Source organism: Paenibacillus sp. FSL H7-0357, assembly GCF_000758525.1.
Taxonomy (GTDB): domain Bacteria; phylum Bacillota; class Bacilli; order Paenibacillales; family Paenibacillaceae; genus Paenibacillus_AQ.
In genome coordinates this window covers 7,675,338-7,692,748 of record NZ_CP009241.1, presented here as the reverse complement: position 1 = coordinate 7,692,748, position 17,411 = coordinate 7,675,338, and the positions used below count along the sequence as shown (strand labels likewise).

21 protein-coding genes and 1 tRNA gene are annotated in these 17,411 nt (G+C 46.0%); 20 read left to right on the top strand and 2 right to left on the bottom strand.

Annotated elements, in window-relative coordinates; translation table 11 throughout:
- Window positions 1–588: 588 nt before the first annotated feature.
- The 12 genes from rpmH (at window position 589) to H70357_RS33965 (ending at window position 12,176) form a co-directional block, all read left to right on the top strand.
- Window positions 589–723: a 50S ribosomal protein L34 gene (rpmH, locus tag H70357_RS34020; protein ID WP_019914530.1), complete on the top strand. Its 135-nt coding sequence runs from the start codon at window positions 589–591 to the stop codon at window positions 721–723.
- A 336-nt stretch (window positions 724–1,059) separates the two neighbouring features.
- Entirely contained in the window at window positions 1,060–1,410 is a 351-nt protein-coding gene (gene rnpA, locus H70357_RS34015) for a ribonuclease P protein component (RefSeq protein WP_038598273.1), read from the top strand.
- Between the two features lie 75 nt (window positions 1,411–1,485).
- Complete coding sequence (locus H70357_RS34010) at window positions 1,486–2,373, top strand: YidC/Oxa1 family membrane protein insertase (RefSeq protein WP_038598270.1); 888 nt, start codon at window positions 1,486–1,488, stop codon at window positions 2,371–2,373.
- Window positions 2,370–3,104: an RNA-binding cell elongation regulator Jag/EloR gene (gene jag, locus H70357_RS34005; RefSeq protein ID WP_038598268.1), complete on the top strand. Its 735-nt coding sequence runs from the start codon at window positions 2,370–2,372 to the stop codon at window positions 3,102–3,104. Before H70357_RS34010 ends, jag begins: the two co-directional genes overlap by 4 nt.
- Before the next feature lie 98 nt (window positions 3,105–3,202).
- Complete coding sequence (gene mnmE / locus H70357_RS34000; RefSeq protein WP_038598267.1) at window positions 3,203–4,579, top strand: tRNA uridine-5-carboxymethylaminomethyl(34) synthesis GTPase MnmE; 1,377 nt, start codon at window positions 3,203–3,205, stop codon at window positions 4,577–4,579.
- Between the two features lie 94 nt (window positions 4,580–4,673).
- Window positions 4,674–6,560 (top strand): tRNA uridine-5-carboxymethylaminomethyl(34) synthesis enzyme MnmG, encoded by a 1,887-nt coding sequence (gene mnmG, locus H70357_RS33995; RefSeq protein ID WP_038598265.1) that lies wholly within the window; start codon window positions 4,674–4,676, stop codon window positions 6,558–6,560.
- 3 nt (window positions 6,561–6,563) lie between these two features.
- Entirely contained in the window at window positions 6,564–7,286 is a 723-nt protein-coding gene (rsmG, locus tag H70357_RS33990) for a 16S rRNA (guanine(527)-N(7))-methyltransferase RsmG (protein ID WP_038598264.1), read from the top strand.
- A gap of 486 nt (window positions 7,287–7,772) precedes the next feature.
- Window positions 7,773–8,588 carry a nucleoid occlusion protein gene (gene noc / locus H70357_RS33985; RefSeq protein ID WP_038598262.1) on the top strand — a complete coding sequence of 272 codons (816 nt, stop codon included), beginning with the start codon at window positions 7,773–7,775 and terminating at the stop codon, window positions 8,586–8,588.
- Window positions 8,589–8,800: 212 nt separating this feature from the next.
- Window positions 8,801–9,562, top strand: a complete 762-nt coding sequence (locus H70357_RS33980; protein ID WP_038598260.1) for a ParA family protein — start codon at window positions 8,801–8,803, stop codon at window positions 9,560–9,562.
- Window positions 9,555–10,397, top strand: a complete 843-nt coding sequence (locus tag H70357_RS33975; protein WP_038598259.1) for a ParB/RepB/Spo0J family partition protein — start codon at window positions 9,555–9,557, stop codon at window positions 10,395–10,397. Before H70357_RS33980 ends, H70357_RS33975 begins: the two co-directional genes overlap by 8 nt.
- A gap of 94 nt (window positions 10,398–10,491) precedes the next feature.
- Window positions 10,492–11,655, top strand: a complete 1,164-nt coding sequence (locus tag H70357_RS33970; protein ID WP_038601229.1) for an aminotransferase class V-fold PLP-dependent enzyme — start codon at window positions 10,492–10,494, stop codon at window positions 11,653–11,655.
- Window positions 11,656–11,675: 20 nt separating this feature from the next.
- Entirely contained in the window at window positions 11,676–12,176 is a 501-nt protein-coding gene (locus tag H70357_RS33965) for a DUF4446 family protein (RefSeq protein WP_038598258.1), read from the top strand.
- Here H70357_RS33965 and yyaC read toward each other — a convergent pair.
- Window positions 12,148–12,756 (bottom strand): spore protease YyaC, encoded by a 609-nt coding sequence (yyaC, locus tag H70357_RS33960; RefSeq protein WP_038598257.1) that lies wholly within the window; start codon window positions 12,754–12,756, stop codon window positions 12,148–12,150. The two genes, H70357_RS33965 and yyaC, sit on opposite strands and share 29 nt — an antisense overlap.
- A gap of 152 nt (window positions 12,757–12,908) precedes the next feature.
- Between yyaC and H70357_RS33955 the strand changes: the two genes are divergently transcribed.
- From H70357_RS33955 to H70357_RS33940, 4 genes are all read left to right on the top strand, one after another.
- Window positions 12,909–13,184, top strand: coding sequence for a putative Se/S carrier protein (locus H70357_RS33955; protein ID WP_038598256.1), 276 nt, complete (start codon window positions 12,909–12,911; stop codon window positions 13,182–13,184).
- Entirely contained in the window at window positions 13,177–14,208 is a 1,032-nt protein-coding gene (locus H70357_RS33950) for a mechanosensitive ion channel family protein (protein WP_038598255.1), read from the top strand. The genes H70357_RS33955 and H70357_RS33950 overlap by 8 nt, the downstream gene beginning before the upstream one ends.
- Complete coding sequence (locus H70357_RS33945; RefSeq protein ID WP_038598254.1) at window positions 14,208–14,414, top strand: DUF951 domain-containing protein; 207 nt, start codon at window positions 14,208–14,210, stop codon at window positions 14,412–14,414. Before H70357_RS33950 ends, H70357_RS33945 begins: the two co-directional genes overlap by 1 nt.
- 47 nt (window positions 14,415–14,461) lie before the next feature.
- Window positions 14,462–14,552: transfer RNA gene (locus tag H70357_RS33940), tRNA-Ser, on the top strand.
- A gap of 349 nt (window positions 14,553–14,901) precedes the next feature.
- Here the strand turns inward: H70357_RS33940 and H70357_RS33935 are convergent.
- Window positions 14,902–15,099 (bottom strand): YjzC family protein, encoded by a 198-nt coding sequence (locus tag H70357_RS33935; protein ID WP_038598253.1) that lies wholly within the window; start codon window positions 15,097–15,099, stop codon window positions 14,902–14,904.
- 215 nt (window positions 15,100–15,314) lie between these two features.
- Here H70357_RS33935 and rpsF point away from each other — a divergent pair, with 215 nt between their 5' ends.
- From rpsF to H70357_RS33915, 4 genes are all read left to right on the top strand, one after another.
- Window positions 15,315–15,599 carry a 30S ribosomal protein S6 gene (gene rpsF / locus H70357_RS33930; protein ID WP_038598251.1) on the top strand — a complete coding sequence of 95 codons (285 nt, stop codon included), beginning with the start codon at window positions 15,315–15,317 and terminating at the stop codon, window positions 15,597–15,599.
- Window positions 15,600–15,646: 47 nt separating this feature from the next.
- The gene (gene ssb / locus H70357_RS33925; RefSeq protein ID WP_038598246.1) at window positions 15,647–16,153 is read left to right on the top strand and encodes a single-stranded DNA-binding protein; all 507 of its coding nucleotides are present in this window, start codon (window positions 15,647–15,649) and stop codon (window positions 16,151–16,153) included.
- Between the two features lie 21 nt (window positions 16,154–16,174).
- Window positions 16,175–16,447, top strand: coding sequence for a 30S ribosomal protein S18 (gene rpsR, locus H70357_RS33920; protein ID WP_019914552.1), 273 nt, complete (start codon window positions 16,175–16,177; stop codon window positions 16,445–16,447).
- 234 nt (window positions 16,448–16,681) lie between these two features.
- Window positions 16,682–17,056 carry a VOC family protein gene (locus H70357_RS33915; RefSeq protein WP_038598245.1) on the top strand — a complete coding sequence of 125 codons (375 nt, stop codon included), beginning with the start codon at window positions 16,682–16,684 and terminating at the stop codon, window positions 17,054–17,056.
- Window positions 17,057–17,411 lie beyond the last annotated feature (355 nt).

Sequence of the window (17,411 nt, the reverse complement as noted above, 5' to 3'; positions counted from 1 at the left end):
CCCAATATGCAATATCAAGAGACAAAAAAATATGGATAAATTTGAATTGTTCACAACTTTATCCACAGCTTGTTGATAATATATAGAACAAACAAATCTATTCACATTCAAAAGTAATACCATCATAGCAAATGCCCCCTTATTTTTCAATGAGCGACGCCATTTTATCCACAAATTCAAGCACTTGTGTATAATTTTTAAGAACAACACTACATATTGTTGATAATTTGTTTACCGTTCGACAGTTTCCGTCATGACTTCGATTTTTTTATACACAGGTTGTGCGCATGTGTGATTAGTCGACTTCATTTTTTGCGCACAGGTGGATAACTGTAAAACGCTGTGGATTAAATTTTTGGATCGGTGGATTGTGGATAAGCGGATTTAAATGAGGGGGAGTAAGGTTGGAGAGACAAGGTTGACTTTTTCGCACATTATGTGTTTAAATATATAAAGGTGTTTTCTGTGAGGATATGTCTTCAAATTATAATGACAATACTTGTAGATACTGTCCCTACTCAAAAGAGCGGCTTAGTCCGTTTCTGCTAATATGACAGTAATTAAGTTCCTGTAAGGGAGGTGCAATACATGAGACCGACGTTCAAACCGAATGTGAGCAAACGCAAGAAGGTGCATGGTTTCCGCAAAAGAATGAGCACGAAAAACGGCCGCAAAGTGCTGGCAGCCCGCCGCTTGAAAGGCAGAAAAGTTTTGAGTGCGTAAGTTAGGCCACTTAAGGACCACTGCGGTGGTCCTTTTTTAAATATAAGGGGGCTGGACAGGTGGATCATCTGATTCGCTTCCTTATATAGCCTGAGAAACGGATATCGCCCTTTATAATGGAGGAGGTTTCCGTTTTTCACGAGTGCATGAATATTTGTTAAGCTCTGCAGAGGATGTTGGCTATACTTTGCGGGGCTTTTTAATGTATGCGGATGTAAATGAAGGAATAAGCCATATGTCCGGACTTAACCGTTTATGGCGGCAGCCGGATGACTATACTAATTAGAAGAAAAATTCCGGAGCTCATCGTGTCCGGTCTTTGAATAGGAGATTCCCGTGCACAAAAGATTACGATTACGAAACCGTGCCGACTTCAGTCGCGTATATCGCCATGGGAAGTCATTTGCGAATCATCAATTTGTAGTGTATTGGTTCAGCAGAAAAGAGGTGGAGCGGTTCCGGTTGGGTGTGTCGGTTAGCAAAAAGGTCGGAAACGCCGTCGTCCGTAACCGGATGAGACGACTGGTGAAGGAAATTATCCGCCATCATGAACCGGAAATTGCCGGCGGGCTGGACATGGTCTTCATCGTTCGTAAAGGAGCACTTTCCATGGATTACGCCGAGCTGGAGAAAAGTGCGCTTCATGTGCTGCGCAAAGCCAAGCTGCTCAAGGCTTCACGCAAGTAAGGGGCTTGTTTATTTGTATTCATAATTATGGTATGATTTACGGTGCAATGGAATGTTTATGAGAGGGGTTTTGAAGTGTCTCTATTGAAGACTAGACGAGGAAAACAATTTCTTCTCCTCGGCCTAATGGTACTGATGATTGCTGTTCTGTCAGGGTGCGCTCCATCATCAGCGGTTACGCACACTACGGAGGATTTGAAGAACGGAAGCTTTTGGCAAAGTAATGTCGTTTATTATTTCGCCATAGCGCTCGATACTTTCGCAAAATGGTTTGATGGACAGTATGGACTAGCCGTACTTGTAATGGTTTTGATCGTCCGCACGTTAATTTTGCCGCTTACCATGAAGCAGGTAAGGAGCTCGCGTGCGATGCAGGCCATTCAACCGGAACTCCAAAAGATCCAGAAAAAATATAAAGATCAGCCTGAAAAAGTACAGCAAGAAACGATGCGCCTGTTCCAGGAGAATAAGGTGAATCCGATTTCCGGCTGTCTGCCGCTGATTGTGCAAATGCCGATTTTTATCGCTCTTTACAACTCGATCTATTACAACCCTGCTCTGCGGGAGCATTCGTTCTTGTGGCTCCAGCTCGGCAAACCCGATCATCTGTTCATCCTGCCGTTGCTGGCTGCAGCTACTACATTCCTGCAGACCAGAATGATGACCAAGATGAATCCGGTTCAACAGCAGGGCCCTATGCAGTTCATGATGATGGTATATCCGGTTCTGATTTTCATCATGTCCTACAATTTCCCTTCAGCACTTCCACTGTACTGGTTCTACAGTAACCTTTACACCATTATTCAGAACTACTTCTTATACCGCAACAACGATAAGACCAAATTGGCTGTTGCAGGTGCCGGTAGCAGCAGTGAAGTTAACCTTGTGAAGAGCAAGAATCCTGCTTCCGCTACGAAAAGCAATGGAAACAAAGGATCGAAGGGGGCCAAAAAGTCAAAATGAGCAAAATCGTCGCAACAGGGAAAACCATTGAAGAAGCTGTAGAACGGGGACTTAACCAGCTTGGAGTTCAAAAGGACCGGGTCACGGTCAACGTACTTGAACAGCCGTCAAGAGGATTCCTTGGATTGATCGGTGCGAAGGATGCCAAGGTTGAATTAACCTTAATTGCCGAGGCCGCACCGGCATCAGCGGCGAGTGCTCCGTCAATGCCTCAGCAGTCATCTAGAGAGAGCAAACAGGAGGCTGTCGGCGGCGTGCCGCGCCAAGATTCCGGACAACCGGTGGAGGAAGCATACCAAGAAGCCGTTCATTTCATCGTGGATGTCGCCAAGAGTATGGGGCTTGAGGTAGAAGTGGAAATCGTTCATACAAAGGAATCGACCATTCTGCAAATTTCCGGTCCGGATCTGGGGCTGCTGATCGGCAGAAGAGGACAAACTCTCGATGCTTTGCAATATTTGGCTAATATTGTGGCCAACCGTTATTCTGACAGTTTCATCCGGCTGGTGCTGGATGCGGAGAATTTTCGCGAACGCCGCAAAAAGACATTGGAAGAACTGGCTGACCGGCTTGCGGGACGGGTAGTTCGAACCCGTAAAGAGGTCGTGCTGGAGCCGATGTCACCGCAGGAACGGAAGATTATACATGCCAGGCTGCAGGATCACCGGCAGGTCAACACCCTTAGTAAGGGTGAAGAACCGAATCGCCGTGTCGTTATAACATTGAAGTAGAGACTAATATTGCCGCAATGACTCCTTGACCAATGTAAGGGGTCATTGCTTTTTTTAAAATAGAAGAAAGTATAGATTATATCGAGGTGAATAACAGCATGCTTAGTGACACCATCGCTGCCGTATCGACAGCATTAGGCGAAGGGGGAATTGCGATCATCCGGGTGAGCGGCCCACAGGCCATCTCCCAGGTCGCACCCTTATTCCACAGCCGGGTTCCGCTGACCGAAGCGGAATCACATACCGTTCATTACGGCCATATTATAAGTCCGGCTGACGGTGAACGAATGGAAGAAGTGCTGGTAACTGTGATGAAGGGACCGCGTTCTTTTACAACAGAGGATGTAGTGGAGATCAGTGCCCATGGCGGGGTGATTTCGGTCAGAAGAGTGATGGATCTGCTGTTGCAGCAGGATATCCGATTGGCTGAGCCGGGTGAATTCACCAAGCGTGCTTTTTTGGGCGGACGAATTGACCTTTCCCAGGCAGAAGCGGTGATTGATTTGATCCGTTCCAAGTCGGACCGGGCTTTTTCCGTTGCGCTGAAGCAGGTTAGCGGTTCTTTGTCCCAGCGTATCCACTCCCTGCGCCATACCCTTATCGAGACGCTGGCGCATATTGAAGTGAATATTGATTATCCCGAACATGATGTGGAATCCTTAACCGCCGAGTTTATTAAAGACAAGAGCAGTGAAGTAATGGACGGCATTAATAAGCTGCTCAAGACTGCTAATGAAGGTAAAATTTTGCGTGAAGGCATTACGACAGCTATTGTGGGCCGTCCCAATGTCGGTAAATCATCCCTGCTGAACGCACTGGCTCGCGATAACAAAGCGATTGTAACGGATATTCCAGGAACAACGCGTGATGTTATAGAGGAATTTGTAACGATTAATAATATACCGTTGAAGCTGCTGGATACAGCAGGGATTCGTGAAACCATGGATGTGGTGGAAAGAATCGGGGTAGAGCGTTCCAAAGCAGCTTTTAGTGATGCCGACCTGATTCTGCTGGTGCTGAATGCAAATGAAGAGCTTCATGAAGATGAGCTGGAACTTATGGAACAAATCCACGGTAGACAAGCCTTAGTCATCATGAATAAAATGGACTTACCGGCACGCCTGGATAAAGCCAAGCTGCACGAATATTTTAGCGAGGCCAGCATTGTCCCAATGTCGGTACTGGAAGAGGAAGGCCTGGATAAACTGGAAGAAGCTATTTCGGAGCTCTTTTTTGGCGGCAAGCTGGAATCGGGCGATTTGACCTATGTAAGTAATGTACGCCATATCGCACTGCTCAAAAAAGCGCATAGGTCGCTTCAGGATGCGTACGAGGCTGCGGAGATGCATATTCCAATTGATATGATCCAGATCGATGTAAGGTTGGCTTGGGAGCAGCTTGGAGAAATTATCGGGGATACTGCTGCCGATTCTCTGCTGGATCAAATTTTCTCGCAATTCTGTTTAGGCAAATAACATGCTTCTTGCGAATGATTCATTACTGAGTTATTGCAGATCATGTTCATCATATTACTGCGATTGAAACGCAGCCTTTGGGGAGGAACAAGACATGAGTTATGAAGGAGGCAGCTATGACGTTGTTGTCATAGGCGCCGGACATGCCGGTTGCGAGGCTGCTCTGGCGGCTGCACGCATGGGCTGCAATACGTTGATGATTACGATAAACCTGGATATGGTAGCGTTTATGCCCTGCAATCCGTCCATTGGCGGACCAGCCAAGGGCCATGTAGTGCGCGAAATTGATGCCCTCGGCGGTGAAATGGGCCGCAACATTGATAAGACATACATTCAATTGCGTATGCTTAATACAGGTAAAGGACCCGCAGTCCACGCCTTGCGCGCGCAAGCGGATAAATTCCTGTATCAGCATGCGATGAAAGAAACGATGGAGAAAACCCCTAACCTATCGCTGCGCCAGGGCATGGTGGAGGAGCTTATCGTTGAAGACGGCCGCTGTGTGGGTGTAATTACGAAGACAGGTACGGTGTACCGCAGCAAGACGGTTATTCTGACGACTGGAACTTATTTGCGGGGCAAAGTGATTATGGGTGAGCTGACATATGAGAGCGGGCCGAATAATCAGCAGCCTTCAGTACGGTTGTCCGAAAATTTGCGTGAGCTTGGTTTTGATCTGGTGCGCTTTAAGACGGGGACACCCCCACGTGTGCATAAGGATACGATTGATTTTTCCAAAACAGAAATTCAGCCGGGCGATGACAAACCTAAGTTCTTCTCATTTGAAACGAAGTCGTCGCAGAATGAGCAGCTTCCTTGCTGGCTCACCTATACCTCTGAAGTGACTCATCAGATCATTAATGACAATCTTCACCGGGCGCCGATGTTTACTGGAATAATTGAAGGAACAGGACCCCGTTATTGCCCTTCTATAGAAGATAAAGTTGTCCGTTTCAGCGATAAATCCAAACACCAGATATTCCTTGAACCGGAAGGGAAAAACACATCGGAATACTATGTACAAGGACTTTCCACCAGTCTTCCTGAAGATGTTCAGCTGGCGGTTCTCCGTTCGATTCCAGGGATGGAAAAGGTCGAAATGATGCGTAATGGTTATGCGATTGAATATGATGCCATGGTTCCTACACAGTTATGGCCTTCGCTGGAAACCAAACGTTTGCCTGGGCTGTTCACTGCCGGTCAAATCAATGGAACCTCCGGCTATGAAGAGGCAGCAGGGCAGGGGGTTATGGCAGGTATTAATGCAGCGCGGAAAGTTCAGGATAAAGAACCGGTAGTACTTGATCGGTCACAAGGTTATATTGGCGTACTGATTGATGATCTGGTGACCAAAGGAACTAATGAACCATATCGTCTGCTTACCTCGCGTGCGGAATACCGTCTGCTGCTTCGCCATGATAATGCTGACCTGCGTCTGACGCCTATCGGACATGATATTGGTCTGATCCCAGAGCAGCGGTATGCGGCTTTCCTGGATAAAAAAGAGCGTGTTGAACGTGAAATCGTCCGGCTCCAGGAAACTAAGGTGAAACCAGTGGAGGTCAATGATGCGCTTGCGGGTTATGAGTCTGCCCCAATCGTAGATGGAAGCAACATGCTTACCCTGATGCGTCGCCCTGAGCTTACGTATAGTTTCGTGGACCAGGTTTCTCCTTCTCCTGAAGCACTGGACGAAGAGATGAAGGAGCAGGTTGAAATTCAGATTAAATATGCCGGATATATTGAAAAACAGCTGCAGCATGTGGAAAAACTGCAAAAGATGGAGAAGAAGAAGATTCCTGAGAGTATCAACTATAACGAAATTCATGGATTGGCAATGGAAGCGCGGCAGAAGCTGACTAAGATTGCTCCAATCTCAATCGGGCAGGCTTCGCGGATAGCTGGGGTAACACCAGCAGATATTTCGATTCTCCTTGTACATTTGGAGCATTTCAATCGTGTGACGGCAGCGAAAGGATAATCTATGGATAATACTGTAGCACAGTTTACGGCTCTACTTCAGGAACAGGGAATCAAGCTGAACCCGGAGCAGCTTAAGCAATTTGAGCTTTATTATCAGGAACTGGTTTCCTGGAATGAAAAAATGAATCTCACCGGAATTACCGAACGGGATCAGGTATATACCAAACACTTTTATGATTCCCTTTCACTTGCTTTCTATTTAAAGATGGATGATGCGAAAAGCTTGGCTGATATAGGATCAGGAGCCGGCTTCCCAGGGATTCCGCTTAAGATTTGTTTCCCGCATTTGAAGCTGACAATTGTTGATTCACTAAGCAAACGAATTTCCTTTCTCCAGCATGTATGCGATACACTGGGATTAGAAAATGTTCAATTGATTCATGGCCGGGCAGAGGATGTATCCCGACAATTTGTTCATCGTGATGCCTATGATATAGTTACGGCCCGGGCGGTTGCCCGTTTATCCCTGTTGAATGAATTCTGTCTTCCTTTTACGAAAAAAGAGGGTGTGTTTGCAGCAATGAAGGGTAGTGATCCTGCTGAGGAACTAAAGGAGGCGAAGTTTAGTTTCAAGGAGCTTCGCGCTGAACTGCAAAAGGTTGAATCCTTCAGTTTACCCGTAGAGGAATCTGCCAGACATATCGTTATTATTCGCAAGACAGGAGCCACACCAGCAAAATATCCGCGTAAAGCGGGAATTCCGGCCAAATCTCCTTTGATCTGATTGTTTCACGTGAAACATCGTTTAAGAGAATAAATGTTGTAAAGATCAAGTCCTTATACCTTAGGGCTTGATCTTTTTTTAAAATATAAGAATTTATATGTTTCACACGATAACTTATCCTTCTATTTCTCGCTGAAACGGTACCGTCCTTAAAAAGGACGGCAAAGCCGTTTCCACTTGTGTTTCTCCATAGCTTTATTCGTGGCATACATTGCAGGAAAAATAGGTCCATATGGAGAATAGGATTATGAGCGAAAAAGTGATAGAATAATATAGTAAGACTTTTAGGAAGGGTTGCACTCCCGATTTTGCAGATTTTTCATCTGGAAAGAGATTTTTGCGCCGGGAACCGCCACCGAAAGAACTGCAATATCTTTTGGAATGAAATCAATAGAAGCTTTCTTTTTGCTGTACGATACGATAAGCTTTTCGCTAGACAGGGTCAAGGCGATCGTACTATAACGAAATTAGGTGGTAATGAACGGAATGAAAGAACAATTCACCAAGCTTTTTGGATTTACCGAGCGGAGCAGCGGAGAAGAGATCAAACAAATCCCGGTTCATGAGGTCATCAGCAGTCCTTATCAGCCACGGACTATTTTTGATGACGATAAGATAGACGAGCTCTGTCAGACTATCAAAACTCACGGTGTGATCCAGCCTATTGTCGTGCGGATGCGCGATTCCCAGTATGAGATTATCGCAGGTGAACGTCGCTGGCGGGCTGTGAAGAAGCTTGGTCTGGAGACAATTCCGGCTATTGTTCGTGAGTTCAATGATTCACAGGCTGCATCTATTGCCTTAATCGAGAATTTGCAGCGTGAAGGTTTAACCTCAATTGAAGAAGCTATCGCTTATCAGAAATTGATTGATCTTCACCAATTGACTCAAGAAAGCTTGGCACAGCGTCTCGGTAAAAGCCAGTCAACAATCGCGAATAAAATCCGCTTGCTGCAATTACCTGAACAGGTTAAAACTTCACTTATGGAGCGCCAAATTACAGAACGGCATGCCCGTTCCTTATTATCTCTAGACAGTGTGGAAATGCAGTTGAAGGTGCTTGCGGAGATTATTTCTAAAGGCTTAAATGTTAAGCAGACAGAGGCAAGGATCGCATTTTATAAAGCTGTGAATCAAACCAAAAAATCCAAACGGGTTTCCTATACAAAGGATGTCCGGCTCGCTCTAAATACAATTCGTCAATCCATAGATATGGTATCGGGTTCTGGAATGGAGATTAAAACCTCGGAAAATGACCGCGGTGACCATTACGAGATCGTGATTCAAATCCCAAAAAGATAATTCGTTTTAAAAGCTGAAGGCGGCCCTGAGGTGATTGGCCGCCTTTTCTGTGACTTGAACCGGAGTATATCACATAAGACAGAAATGAAATGATACTTGTATATTTGTCTATATTTCTCGCAAAAAGTGATGCCGTATTCAATTTACGATTGCGCCGTAAAACAACTCACGACCTACAAGATGATTCTTCCTAACAATTCGAGGTGAAATAAGTGTCCAAGATTATTGCCATAGCAAATCAAAAAGGTGGAGTCGGTAAAACGACAACCTCTGTGAACCTTGGTGCCGGTATGGCTACTTTAGGGAAAAGAGTGCTTCTTGTCGATATTGATCCGCAAGGCAACACTACCAGCGGCGTTGGCGTCAACAAAGCGGATGTAGCAAATTGCATTTATGATATCCTTATTAATGAAGTGAATCCTCAGGAAACGATATTGGAAACACAAATTGAGGGGCTTCATATTATCCCGGCAACGATTCAATTGGCGGGTGCGGAGATTGAATTGGTATCTACAATTTCCAGAGAGTTGAAGCTGAAGAAGGCGCTTAATGCGGTGAAGAGCAATTATGATTATATTATCATTGATTGTCCTCCATCATTGGGCATCCTTACCATTAATTCACTGACGGCTGCAGATTCAGTGATTATTCCTATCCAGTGTGAATATTATGCCCTTGAAGGATTAAGCCAGCTGCTTAATACTGTACGGCTCGTGCAAAAGAACCTCAACCCGCATTTGAAGATTGAAGGGGTATTGTTAACCATGCTTGATGCCCGGACTAATCTGGGGATCCAAGTCATTGAAGAAGTGAAAAAGTATTTCCAGGAAAAAGTTTACAAAACGATCATTCCACGCAATGTACGATTGAGTGAAGCGCCTTCCCATGGGCAATCCATTATTACTTATGATACCCGTTCCAAGGGAGCGGAAGTGTACTTAGAGCTGGCAAAGGAAGTGATCTCTTATGAGTAAGCGTTTAGGGAAAGGTCTCGATGCGTTAATTCCATCCTTGTCTATTAATGAAGACGATAAGGTTGTGGAGATACCTTTAGGGCAATTGCGCGCTAACCCTTATCAGCCCCGTAAGGACTTTAATGAGGAAGCCATACAGGAGTTGGCTGAATCCATAAGACAACATGGTGTAATCCAACCGATTATTGTTCGCGCTGTGCTAAAAGGTTATGAAATCATCGCTGGTGAACGCAGATTCCGAGCTTCGCAATATTGTGGAAAAGCAACCATTCCTGCTGTTGTGCGAAGTCTTAGCGACCAGCAAGTTATGGAAATTGCCCTGATTGAAAATCTGCAGCGGGAAAATTTAAACGCGATGGAAATCGCAGTTGCTTATCAAGGGCTAATGGATCAATTTTCGCTTACCCAAGAGGAGCTTTCACTGAAGGTAGGTAAATCAAGATCGCATATCGCTAATTTTTTACGACTGCTGACTTTGCCGGAAGAAGTGAAGGAATATGTTTCACGTGGAACAATTTCTATGGGACATGCTCGGGCAATCGTTGCCTTGAAAGATCCGGAGACGGTGAAACAGTTAGCCGATCAATGTGTGGAACAGCATTGGAATGTCAGACAGTTAGAAGAGGTTGTAAAGAACCTGGACCGTAAACCTGCCAATGGCATAAAAGCGAAAGTTGTTAAACGTGATCCATACATTGATAATGTTGAGGAAGGATTGCGCGAGCGATTCAAAACAACGGTGAAGATTAAACAAGGTAAAGAAAAAGGCAAAATTGAAATCAATTATTACAGTGCCCAAGACTTGGAAAGATTATTGGAACTATTGGGAAACTGATTTGGATATCTGTGCCCGAAAACATATCCTGAGATATCCTTTAGCGGATATGGAGGGGTGTGTTTTTTAAATGAGAAAAAGTGAGGGTGGAGAGATGGAGAAATTGGTTTATTTAGATCATGCGGCAACTTCATGGCCTAAGCCCCCTGAGGTGGCTGCCGCGATGCTGGATGCCCTGCAACACTCCGGTGCGAATGCTGGCCGTGGTAATCACTCGCTGGCCATTGGGACAGGCAGGGTGCTGGTGAGAGCGCGAAGCATGCTTGCTGAACTTTTTTCTATCTCCAACGCACAGGATATTGCCTTTACCCACAATACAACAATGGGGCTAAATATGGCCATTAAGGGTACACTGCAACGGGGGGATCATGTCATCTCAACGATGACAGAACATAATTCCGTTCGTAGGCCGCTGGAGTATTTACGCCGGACTTTAGAAGTAGAAGTGGATTATTTGCGCGTCGATTCTAAAGGCCAGGTCGATTTGCTGGAACTTCAAAAATCATTAAGACGCAATACTAAAATGGTGATCTGCAATCATAGTTCCAATCTGCTGGGCAGTATTCTACCGATCGGAGAAATTGGCGACATCGCAAAGTCTCACGGAGCGGTATTTCTGGTGGATGCTGCGCAAAGTGCCGGGACGCTGGAAATAGATGTAGCCCAAATGAATATTGATTTGCTTGCATTTCCTGGTCATAAAGGGCTGCTTGGACCGCAGGGGACAGGAGGACTATATATTGCTCCAAACCTTGATTTAGAGCCATTGATGCATGGAGGGACAGGCAGCCAGTCTGAAAACAGTGAGCAGCCTACTGTTCGGCCTGACCGGTATGAAGCGGGGACACAGAACGCTGTGGGGATAGCCGGGCTGCTTGCAGGCTTGAGAAAGATTAAGTCTTTAGGCCCGGCGAATATTCACCGGCAGGAATGGTTGCTGACACAGAAACTAATGGAAGGCTTGTCCGGCATTCCTGGTATGAGGTTGCTTGGGCCTGAAATTGGTGTTTCGCGCAGCGGGATTGTTTCGTTTACAATAGAAGGGCAGGAGTCGGCAGAGATTGCACATCGGCTGGACCGGGAGTATAACATTGCTGTGCGTGCCGGTATGCACTGTACTCCGTTGGCCCATAAAGCGGCGGAGACACTGGAGAGCGGTGCTGTACGGGCAAGTGTAGGAGTCAGCTCCACAGAACATGATATAAACAGAATGCTGGTCGCCATGGAGGAACTATATGGCTTTGCCCGCAGCAGATAAATACGAAGGATGGTCCATATATGTCAGAATTGAATCAGTTAATAAATGAGCAATTATCCTGGTTTGTTATTGCGTTCACCGTTGTGGTTATAATAATGGCTATAGTGTTGATTCTTCAGGGCAGCAAGCTTGGCAAGATGCGGCGCAGATATGAAACGATGATGAGCGGTAGTGGTGTGGAAGATCTGGAAAGCTTGTTAATTGATCTTAAGAATCAAGGCGATATGCTGGAAGAGGAGCAGAAGGAGCACAAGGCTTTGATTGAAGCTGCTCAGGCTAAAATGCGCGGCATGAAGTCAAAAATGGCCATGAAGCGATATAATGCCTTCGGTGAACGCGGAAATGACCTGAGCTTTTCGCTGGCAATAGTGGATGATAATCGCAGCGGAATTGTGCTCACCAGTCTTCATAATCGTGAGAACTCCTATATCTATTCCAAACCGCTTGAAGCGGGAGAATCCCAATATCCTTTGTCTCCGGAAGAGAAGGAAGTTATTGCTCTCGCGTTGCAGCAGATTTAGCATGGAGATTCCACTGTTTCAAGGCAGAATAGAGGCTGACAGCAATAATATCAGATAACCGCATTACAAGGCTCAATCTTGTGTTTTGTAATACGAAGTACTCCATAAAGCCGCCTACATTAACGATGCCAGTCAGATGGATATCGCCAACAGGGGGGAGTTGCTTGTTTACGCCCGCTCCGGGCTTTAAAGGTCCATCCACGACCTGAATACAGCCGACACTCGTAGAATGGCCCAGGCAGGCATCTATACCAATGATAAAAGGGTTATTATACTTCTCTCGGATGAGGGTAAGTGTTTCTTCCAGATTAACGGCATGCACAGGCTCGTCCAGTGTTCCATACAGGTGGAACAGAGGGCTGTGGAACCGCGCCAGGGCTGTTCCGACCAGCGGCCCAAGTGAATCTCCGGTTGAACGGTCCGTGCCTATACAGACGATTACAATCGGTGTATCGGGACGGGTGCGGGAAAAGTGAAAAAGCAGACGGTGAGTAATGGCAGAATAGATATTGGGATCGGCATGTGATATTTTTAAACAGGATGGTTCTTGCAGTGGTGCAGCTTTAGAAGAAGAATTCATATAATCTTCCTTTCTGAGGGGACTCTACGAAAATATCAGCAGCTTTGTCTTTCAGTTGAAAGGTTGCTGATGATCCTAGTATATGGATGAAAGAGATTTTTTATACTACAGGGGCAAGAGATAGGACGTTTAACCCAGAGGGAGGCGTGGAGATGGAGGAAGAGCTGCTGATTGCTTTTGATTCTACGCAGCAGGCGCTGCGTGCCGAAATGCTGCTGGAATACGCGGAAATCGAAATTGATATCTTCCCGACTCCCAAAGAAATTACAGCAGGCTGTGCAATGTCTATTCAGTTCTTTCGGGGAGCAATCGGCGAAGTGCGGAAGATTATAGCGGAGCAGGACGTTGAAATCCGCGGGATCTATGGCAAGGACAATAAAGGAAGAGGTTATACACTTATCACCGAAGGGGAGGGAGTAGATGAATAAGTGGATGTTGAATGCAGAAGAACCTACAGATCCATTGAAAGCTGCATATACTCTTAGTGATAAGGTGTGGGAGTTTTTCACCAACACGGAAATGTGGGCCAATGTACTGTTTTCAGGCTTGCGGATTCTTATCATTTTCATTCTGACCCGGGTCATTATAAAAGTGGTATCCAAGATCATTGACCGTTCAATGGAACGGGAGACCCGTGGCAGAATACTGGTGAACAGCCGCCGGTTCTCAACCGTTGGGGGACTGCTGAAGAATGTGGTTACGTTTATCTGTAATTTTGTAATGATCATGATAATTCTCGCTGAATTCAATTTTAATTTGGGCCCGCTGCTGGCAGGAGCCGGGGTAGTGGGGCTTGCTATTGGTTTTGGAGCGCAGAGTTTGGTCAAGGATGTAATTACCGGATTCTTTATCATTTTTGAGGATCAGTTCGCGGTAGGTGATGTAATCCAGACCGGTACTTATAAAGGGACTGTAGAGATGATCGGTCTCAGAACGACAAGACTGCTGAGCACTACCGGTGAGGTTCATATCATCCCGAATGGTACCATTATCAATGTGACCAACTATTCCCTTGCCAACGCTTTGGCGGTGGTGGATGTTCCGGTGAAAATAGAGCGGGGGCTTGAAGGCACTCTTTCATTGATTGGTGAGGCGCTTGTGGGAATCGAGGAACGTAATTCAAATGTACTCGGGTACCCGAATATACTGGGTATTCAGTCCATGAGCACTTCAGAATATGTGATTCGTGTAGCGGCGAACTGTCTCTCTAACGCCAGAGAATCGGCAGAACGGCAGATCCAGAGCGATATCAAACAGGCGCTGGAGAAGCAGACTAGTCTGGAGGCGGCTAAGGCCGAGCAGGAAGCGCGTGAACTGGCGGAGCGCGAGGCTCGGTCAGCGGAAGCCGAGGCGCTTGAAGCGGCACGCAGAGCCCGGGAAACCGAGGGGATTAACCCGATAAGGCAAGTCGCTGCGGCTCAGGAAAGAGAAGGCGAAGAGGGGGAAGAGTGATGGAACGTAAGGTTTTCCAGTTGGGTGATGTTGTGCAGATGAAGAAGCCGCATCCTTGCGGCACTAATGAAATGGAGATTATCCGCATGGGTATGGACATCCGTATTAAGTGCATCGGCTGCCAGCATAGTGTCCTGATTCCCCGTGCAAAATTCGAGAAGAACATGAAAAAGGTTCTGCGTGCAGCGGAAAGCGGCCTTGAATAATTAAGCTTGCAAAGCAAGCTGCATCATGATACAATAAATTTTGCTGCGGAGAGGTACCCAAGAGGCCCAAGGGGGCTGACTCGAAATCAGTTAGGCGTGTCACAGCGTGCGTGGGTTCGAATCCCACCCTCTCCGCCACTACAGCATTTTATAATCGTTAATCCAACCTTCGCTGATAGGCGGAGGTTTTTTTATTTGTACTTGATCAACAACAAAAAGAGGAACCCTTTCGGGTCCCTCTCCAGAGGCAGTACATCAATGATGTTCGGAATTTCTCTGTGTAAAGCCGCTAAAGTGATTGGGTTGTGCTGAAACTGAACTTTTTTTAGGAGCCCAGCCCTTACTCTTCCCGGGTTACAATAGTTGCTGAATCAGAATCCCAGTGATTGTGTTCGTCTACGACGTCCAACGGAACCACACCTCTCTTTTGTACTGCCTGAGTTTATTATGGGACAGGATCGACTCTTTTATACATGGTGCTCAAAAATTAATGGACCCGCGCTTTCTCGACCTTTTTCCATTTGCGGTTTTTGTTGGTGGTTTCGGGGAAGGTATCACCCTTTTCCATTTCAATCCGTTTCGGATTACTGATCTGTGTGTGGAAGCTGCGTGCTTCGCCTACTTCCATGTAGACACCGGGGTTAGGTGCTTTGTCGCCTTTTTCATATTCCGTCTGTTCGCCCATGATATCCCTCCTTCTCTAGAGTGGTGAATACAGTTATATTGTGCGCACTCGTGGGGTTGTTCATGTAGCTAAAAAGTACCTGGAAATGGCATTGATTAATATTGCTTGCACTCGTCAGAACTATTTGGTATATTAATATGGTGCGAGTCTATGTTTGTGCTCGTTCCTTGCTCCTGACGTGATCAGGGGCCGCAGACCATAAGGAGGTGAAAATTATGCGCAAATATGAAGTCATGTACATTATTCGTCCTGACATTGAACAAGAAGCCGTTCAAGCAGCAGTCGAAAAATTCCAAGGCATCATCTCCAACGGCGGAGAAATTACAAAGCACGATGTGCAAGGTAAACGCCGTCTTGCGTATGAGATCAAGAAATTCCGTGATGGCGTTTATGTTTTGGTTAACTTCAATGCAGAACCTGCAGTAGTTACCGAATTGGAACGTCTCATGAAGATTTCCGACGAAGTAATTCGTTATCTCATTACGAACGACGTTGCCTAAGATGTTGACAAGCTTTGTAATTGATCGCGTTAAAGGAGGGGATTGAATTGTTGAACCGTATCATTCTGATCGGTCGGTTGACCCGTGACCCGGAACTTCGTTATACTCCCGCTGGTGTTGCCGTAACGCAGTTTACACTTGCTGTAGACCGCAACTTTACGGGCCAGAACGGTGAACGCGAGGCGGACTTCATCCCGGTAGTAACCTGGAGACAGCTGGCTGAGACCTGTGCCAATTACTTGCGCAAAGGACGACTGGCAGCCGTGGAAGGACGCATCCAAGTACGGAATTACGAGAATAACGAAGGTAAACGTGTATACGTAACCGAAGTCATTGCCGATAATGTCCGTTTCCTGGAATCTTCGCAGAACCGTGAAGGCGGAAATACACCAAGTGGTGCAGGTACTCCTGAAGAACCAGCCTATGGCGGTGGCGGCGGTAACAGTGGACGCGGAAATAGCAATAATTTCACGCGTAACAACAACAATAATCAAGATCCTTTTTCGGGCGATGGAAAACCGATCGATATATCGGACGATGATTTGCCATTTTAATAAGGAAGGACTGAACTGAACATGGCTTTCAAACAAAGAGAAGGCGGAGACAACGACAAAAGACCGGCACGTCGTGGTGGACGCAACAAGCGCAAAAAAGTGTGCTACTTCACTGTGAACAAAATTACTCACATTGATTATAAAGACACTGAGCTTCTTAAGAAGTTCATCAGCGAACGCGGAAAGATTTTGCCGCGTCGTGTAACAGGTACAAGTGCAAAATACCAACGCGCTCTGACCATTGCTGTAAAACGCTCGCGTCAAATCGCGCTGCTGCCTTACACAACGGAATAGGACGTTTTATACAAAGCAGCCGGGCAACCGGCTGCTTTTTTATTTGCTCCTAAACGACCCCCTCCCGCATTAACTGGCCTCAGCTAAATAGAAGAAAGACGGATAAAACCAAATGATAGCAGGACGGCTGCGGTCAAAGTATGCTCGCTTGGTCATAAATACTTAATTGTATATAATGATTAAGAAATGACGGAAGCTAAACAGCCGCATAATTTAATTCTTGGAGGCATGATGATGGTCAGTGCAAGCCCCTTTGTAGTCATTGAGAATGTACAGGAATCGGTAGAATATTATCAGAGCGTGTTTGGCGGGGAAATTAAGATTTTGAATGAGCATAAAGGCAAATGGCTGCATGCAGAGCTGCATCTGGGCCAGAGTCTGATCCATTTCTCCGATGATTACGGGAAAGGCGCCAAGACGGAAAATGTCAGCATTATTATGGGGCTGGACAGTGAGGAACAGCTGCGCGGCATTTATGACAAACTGATTGCTGATGGCGGTCAAGTCCTGGTTGAGCTGCAAAAGACTTTCTTCGGCGCTCTTCATGGACAAGTTGCAGATAGTAAGAATAGAATTAGTTGGGTATTGAACTGTTTTGTTGCCAATTGACGGATGTCACAGAATGTAGTAAATTACAGTTATCCTAAACTAAAGGGGAAATTTTGATGTTGGTGAGCGTTCTTAACTAAGCAATTTCATATTACCTGAACAATTAGCTGCGCCAGGTATCGGATTAGGCGATACGTGTGCTCTGTTTGAGTCTGTCCCGCGACATGCTCTGGTTGTTGAAGGTGAATGATTTAGTTAAGAACACACGAAGCGTCACGATGGCCTCTTTACGGCTGTTGTTCTCTTTGTAATTAACCGTGCTCTTGCAGCACGGTTTTTTCTGTTTTCAGAGACAACACCATATAAATGAGGGCAAGGACTGCCGTAGTGGCAGTCTTTGCCCTTTTTTGCGTTA

Excerpts from the sequence above, each read along its gene's own strand:
- rpmH (WP_019914530.1), top strand. The coding sequence starts at position 589 with ATGAGACCGACGTTCAAACCGAATGTGAGCAAACGCAAGAAGGTGCAT.
- jag (WP_038598268.1), top strand. The coding sequence starts at position 2,370 with ATGAGCAAAATCGTCGCAACAGGGAAAACCATTGAAGAAGCTGTAGAA.
- mnmE (WP_038598267.1), top strand. The coding sequence starts at position 3,203 with ATGCTTAGTGACACCATCGCTGCCGTATCGACAGCATTAGGCGAAGGG.
- mnmG (WP_038598265.1), top strand. The coding sequence starts at position 4,674 with ATGAGTTATGAAGGAGGCAGCTATGACGTTGTTGTCATAGGCGCCGGA.
- rsmG (WP_038598264.1), top strand. The coding sequence starts at position 6,564 with ATGGATAATACTGTAGCACAGTTTACGGCTCTACTTCAGGAACAGGGA.
- noc (WP_038598262.1), top strand. The coding sequence starts at position 7,773 with ATGAAAGAACAATTCACCAAGCTTTTTGGATTTACCGAGCGGAGCAGC.
- H70357_RS33975 (WP_038598259.1), top strand. The coding sequence starts at position 9,555 with ATGAGTAAGCGTTTAGGGAAAGGTCTCGATGCGTTAATTCCATCCTTG.
- H70357_RS33970 (WP_038601229.1), top strand. The coding sequence starts at position 10,492 with ATGGAGAAATTGGTTTATTTAGATCATGCGGCAACTTCATGGCCTAAG.
- H70357_RS33965 (WP_038598258.1), top strand. The coding sequence starts at position 11,676 with ATGTCAGAATTGAATCAGTTAATAAATGAGCAATTATCCTGGTTTGTT.
- yyaC (WP_038598257.1), bottom strand. The coding sequence starts at position 12,756 with ATGAATTCTTCTTCTAAAGCTGCACCACTGCAAGAACCATCCTGTTTA.
- H70357_RS33955 (WP_038598256.1), top strand. The coding sequence starts at position 12,909 with ATGGAGGAAGAGCTGCTGATTGCTTTTGATTCTACGCAGCAGGCGCTG.
- H70357_RS33950 (WP_038598255.1), top strand. The coding sequence starts at position 13,177 with ATGAATAAGTGGATGTTGAATGCAGAAGAACCTACAGATCCATTGAAA.
- H70357_RS33945 (WP_038598254.1), top strand. The coding sequence starts at position 14,208 with ATGGAACGTAAGGTTTTCCAGTTGGGTGATGTTGTGCAGATGAAGAAG.
- H70357_RS33935 (WP_038598253.1), bottom strand. The coding sequence starts at position 15,099 with ATGGGCGAACAGACGGAATATGAAAAAGGCGACAAAGCACCTAACCCC.
- rpsF (WP_038598251.1), top strand. The coding sequence starts at position 15,315 with ATGCGCAAATATGAAGTCATGTACATTATTCGTCCTGACATTGAACAA.
- rpsR (WP_019914552.1), top strand. The coding sequence starts at position 16,175 with ATGGCTTTCAAACAAAGAGAAGGCGGAGACAACGACAAAAGACCGGCA.
- H70357_RS33915 (WP_038598245.1), top strand. The coding sequence starts at position 16,682 with ATGGTCAGTGCAAGCCCCTTTGTAGTCATTGAGAATGTACAGGAATCG.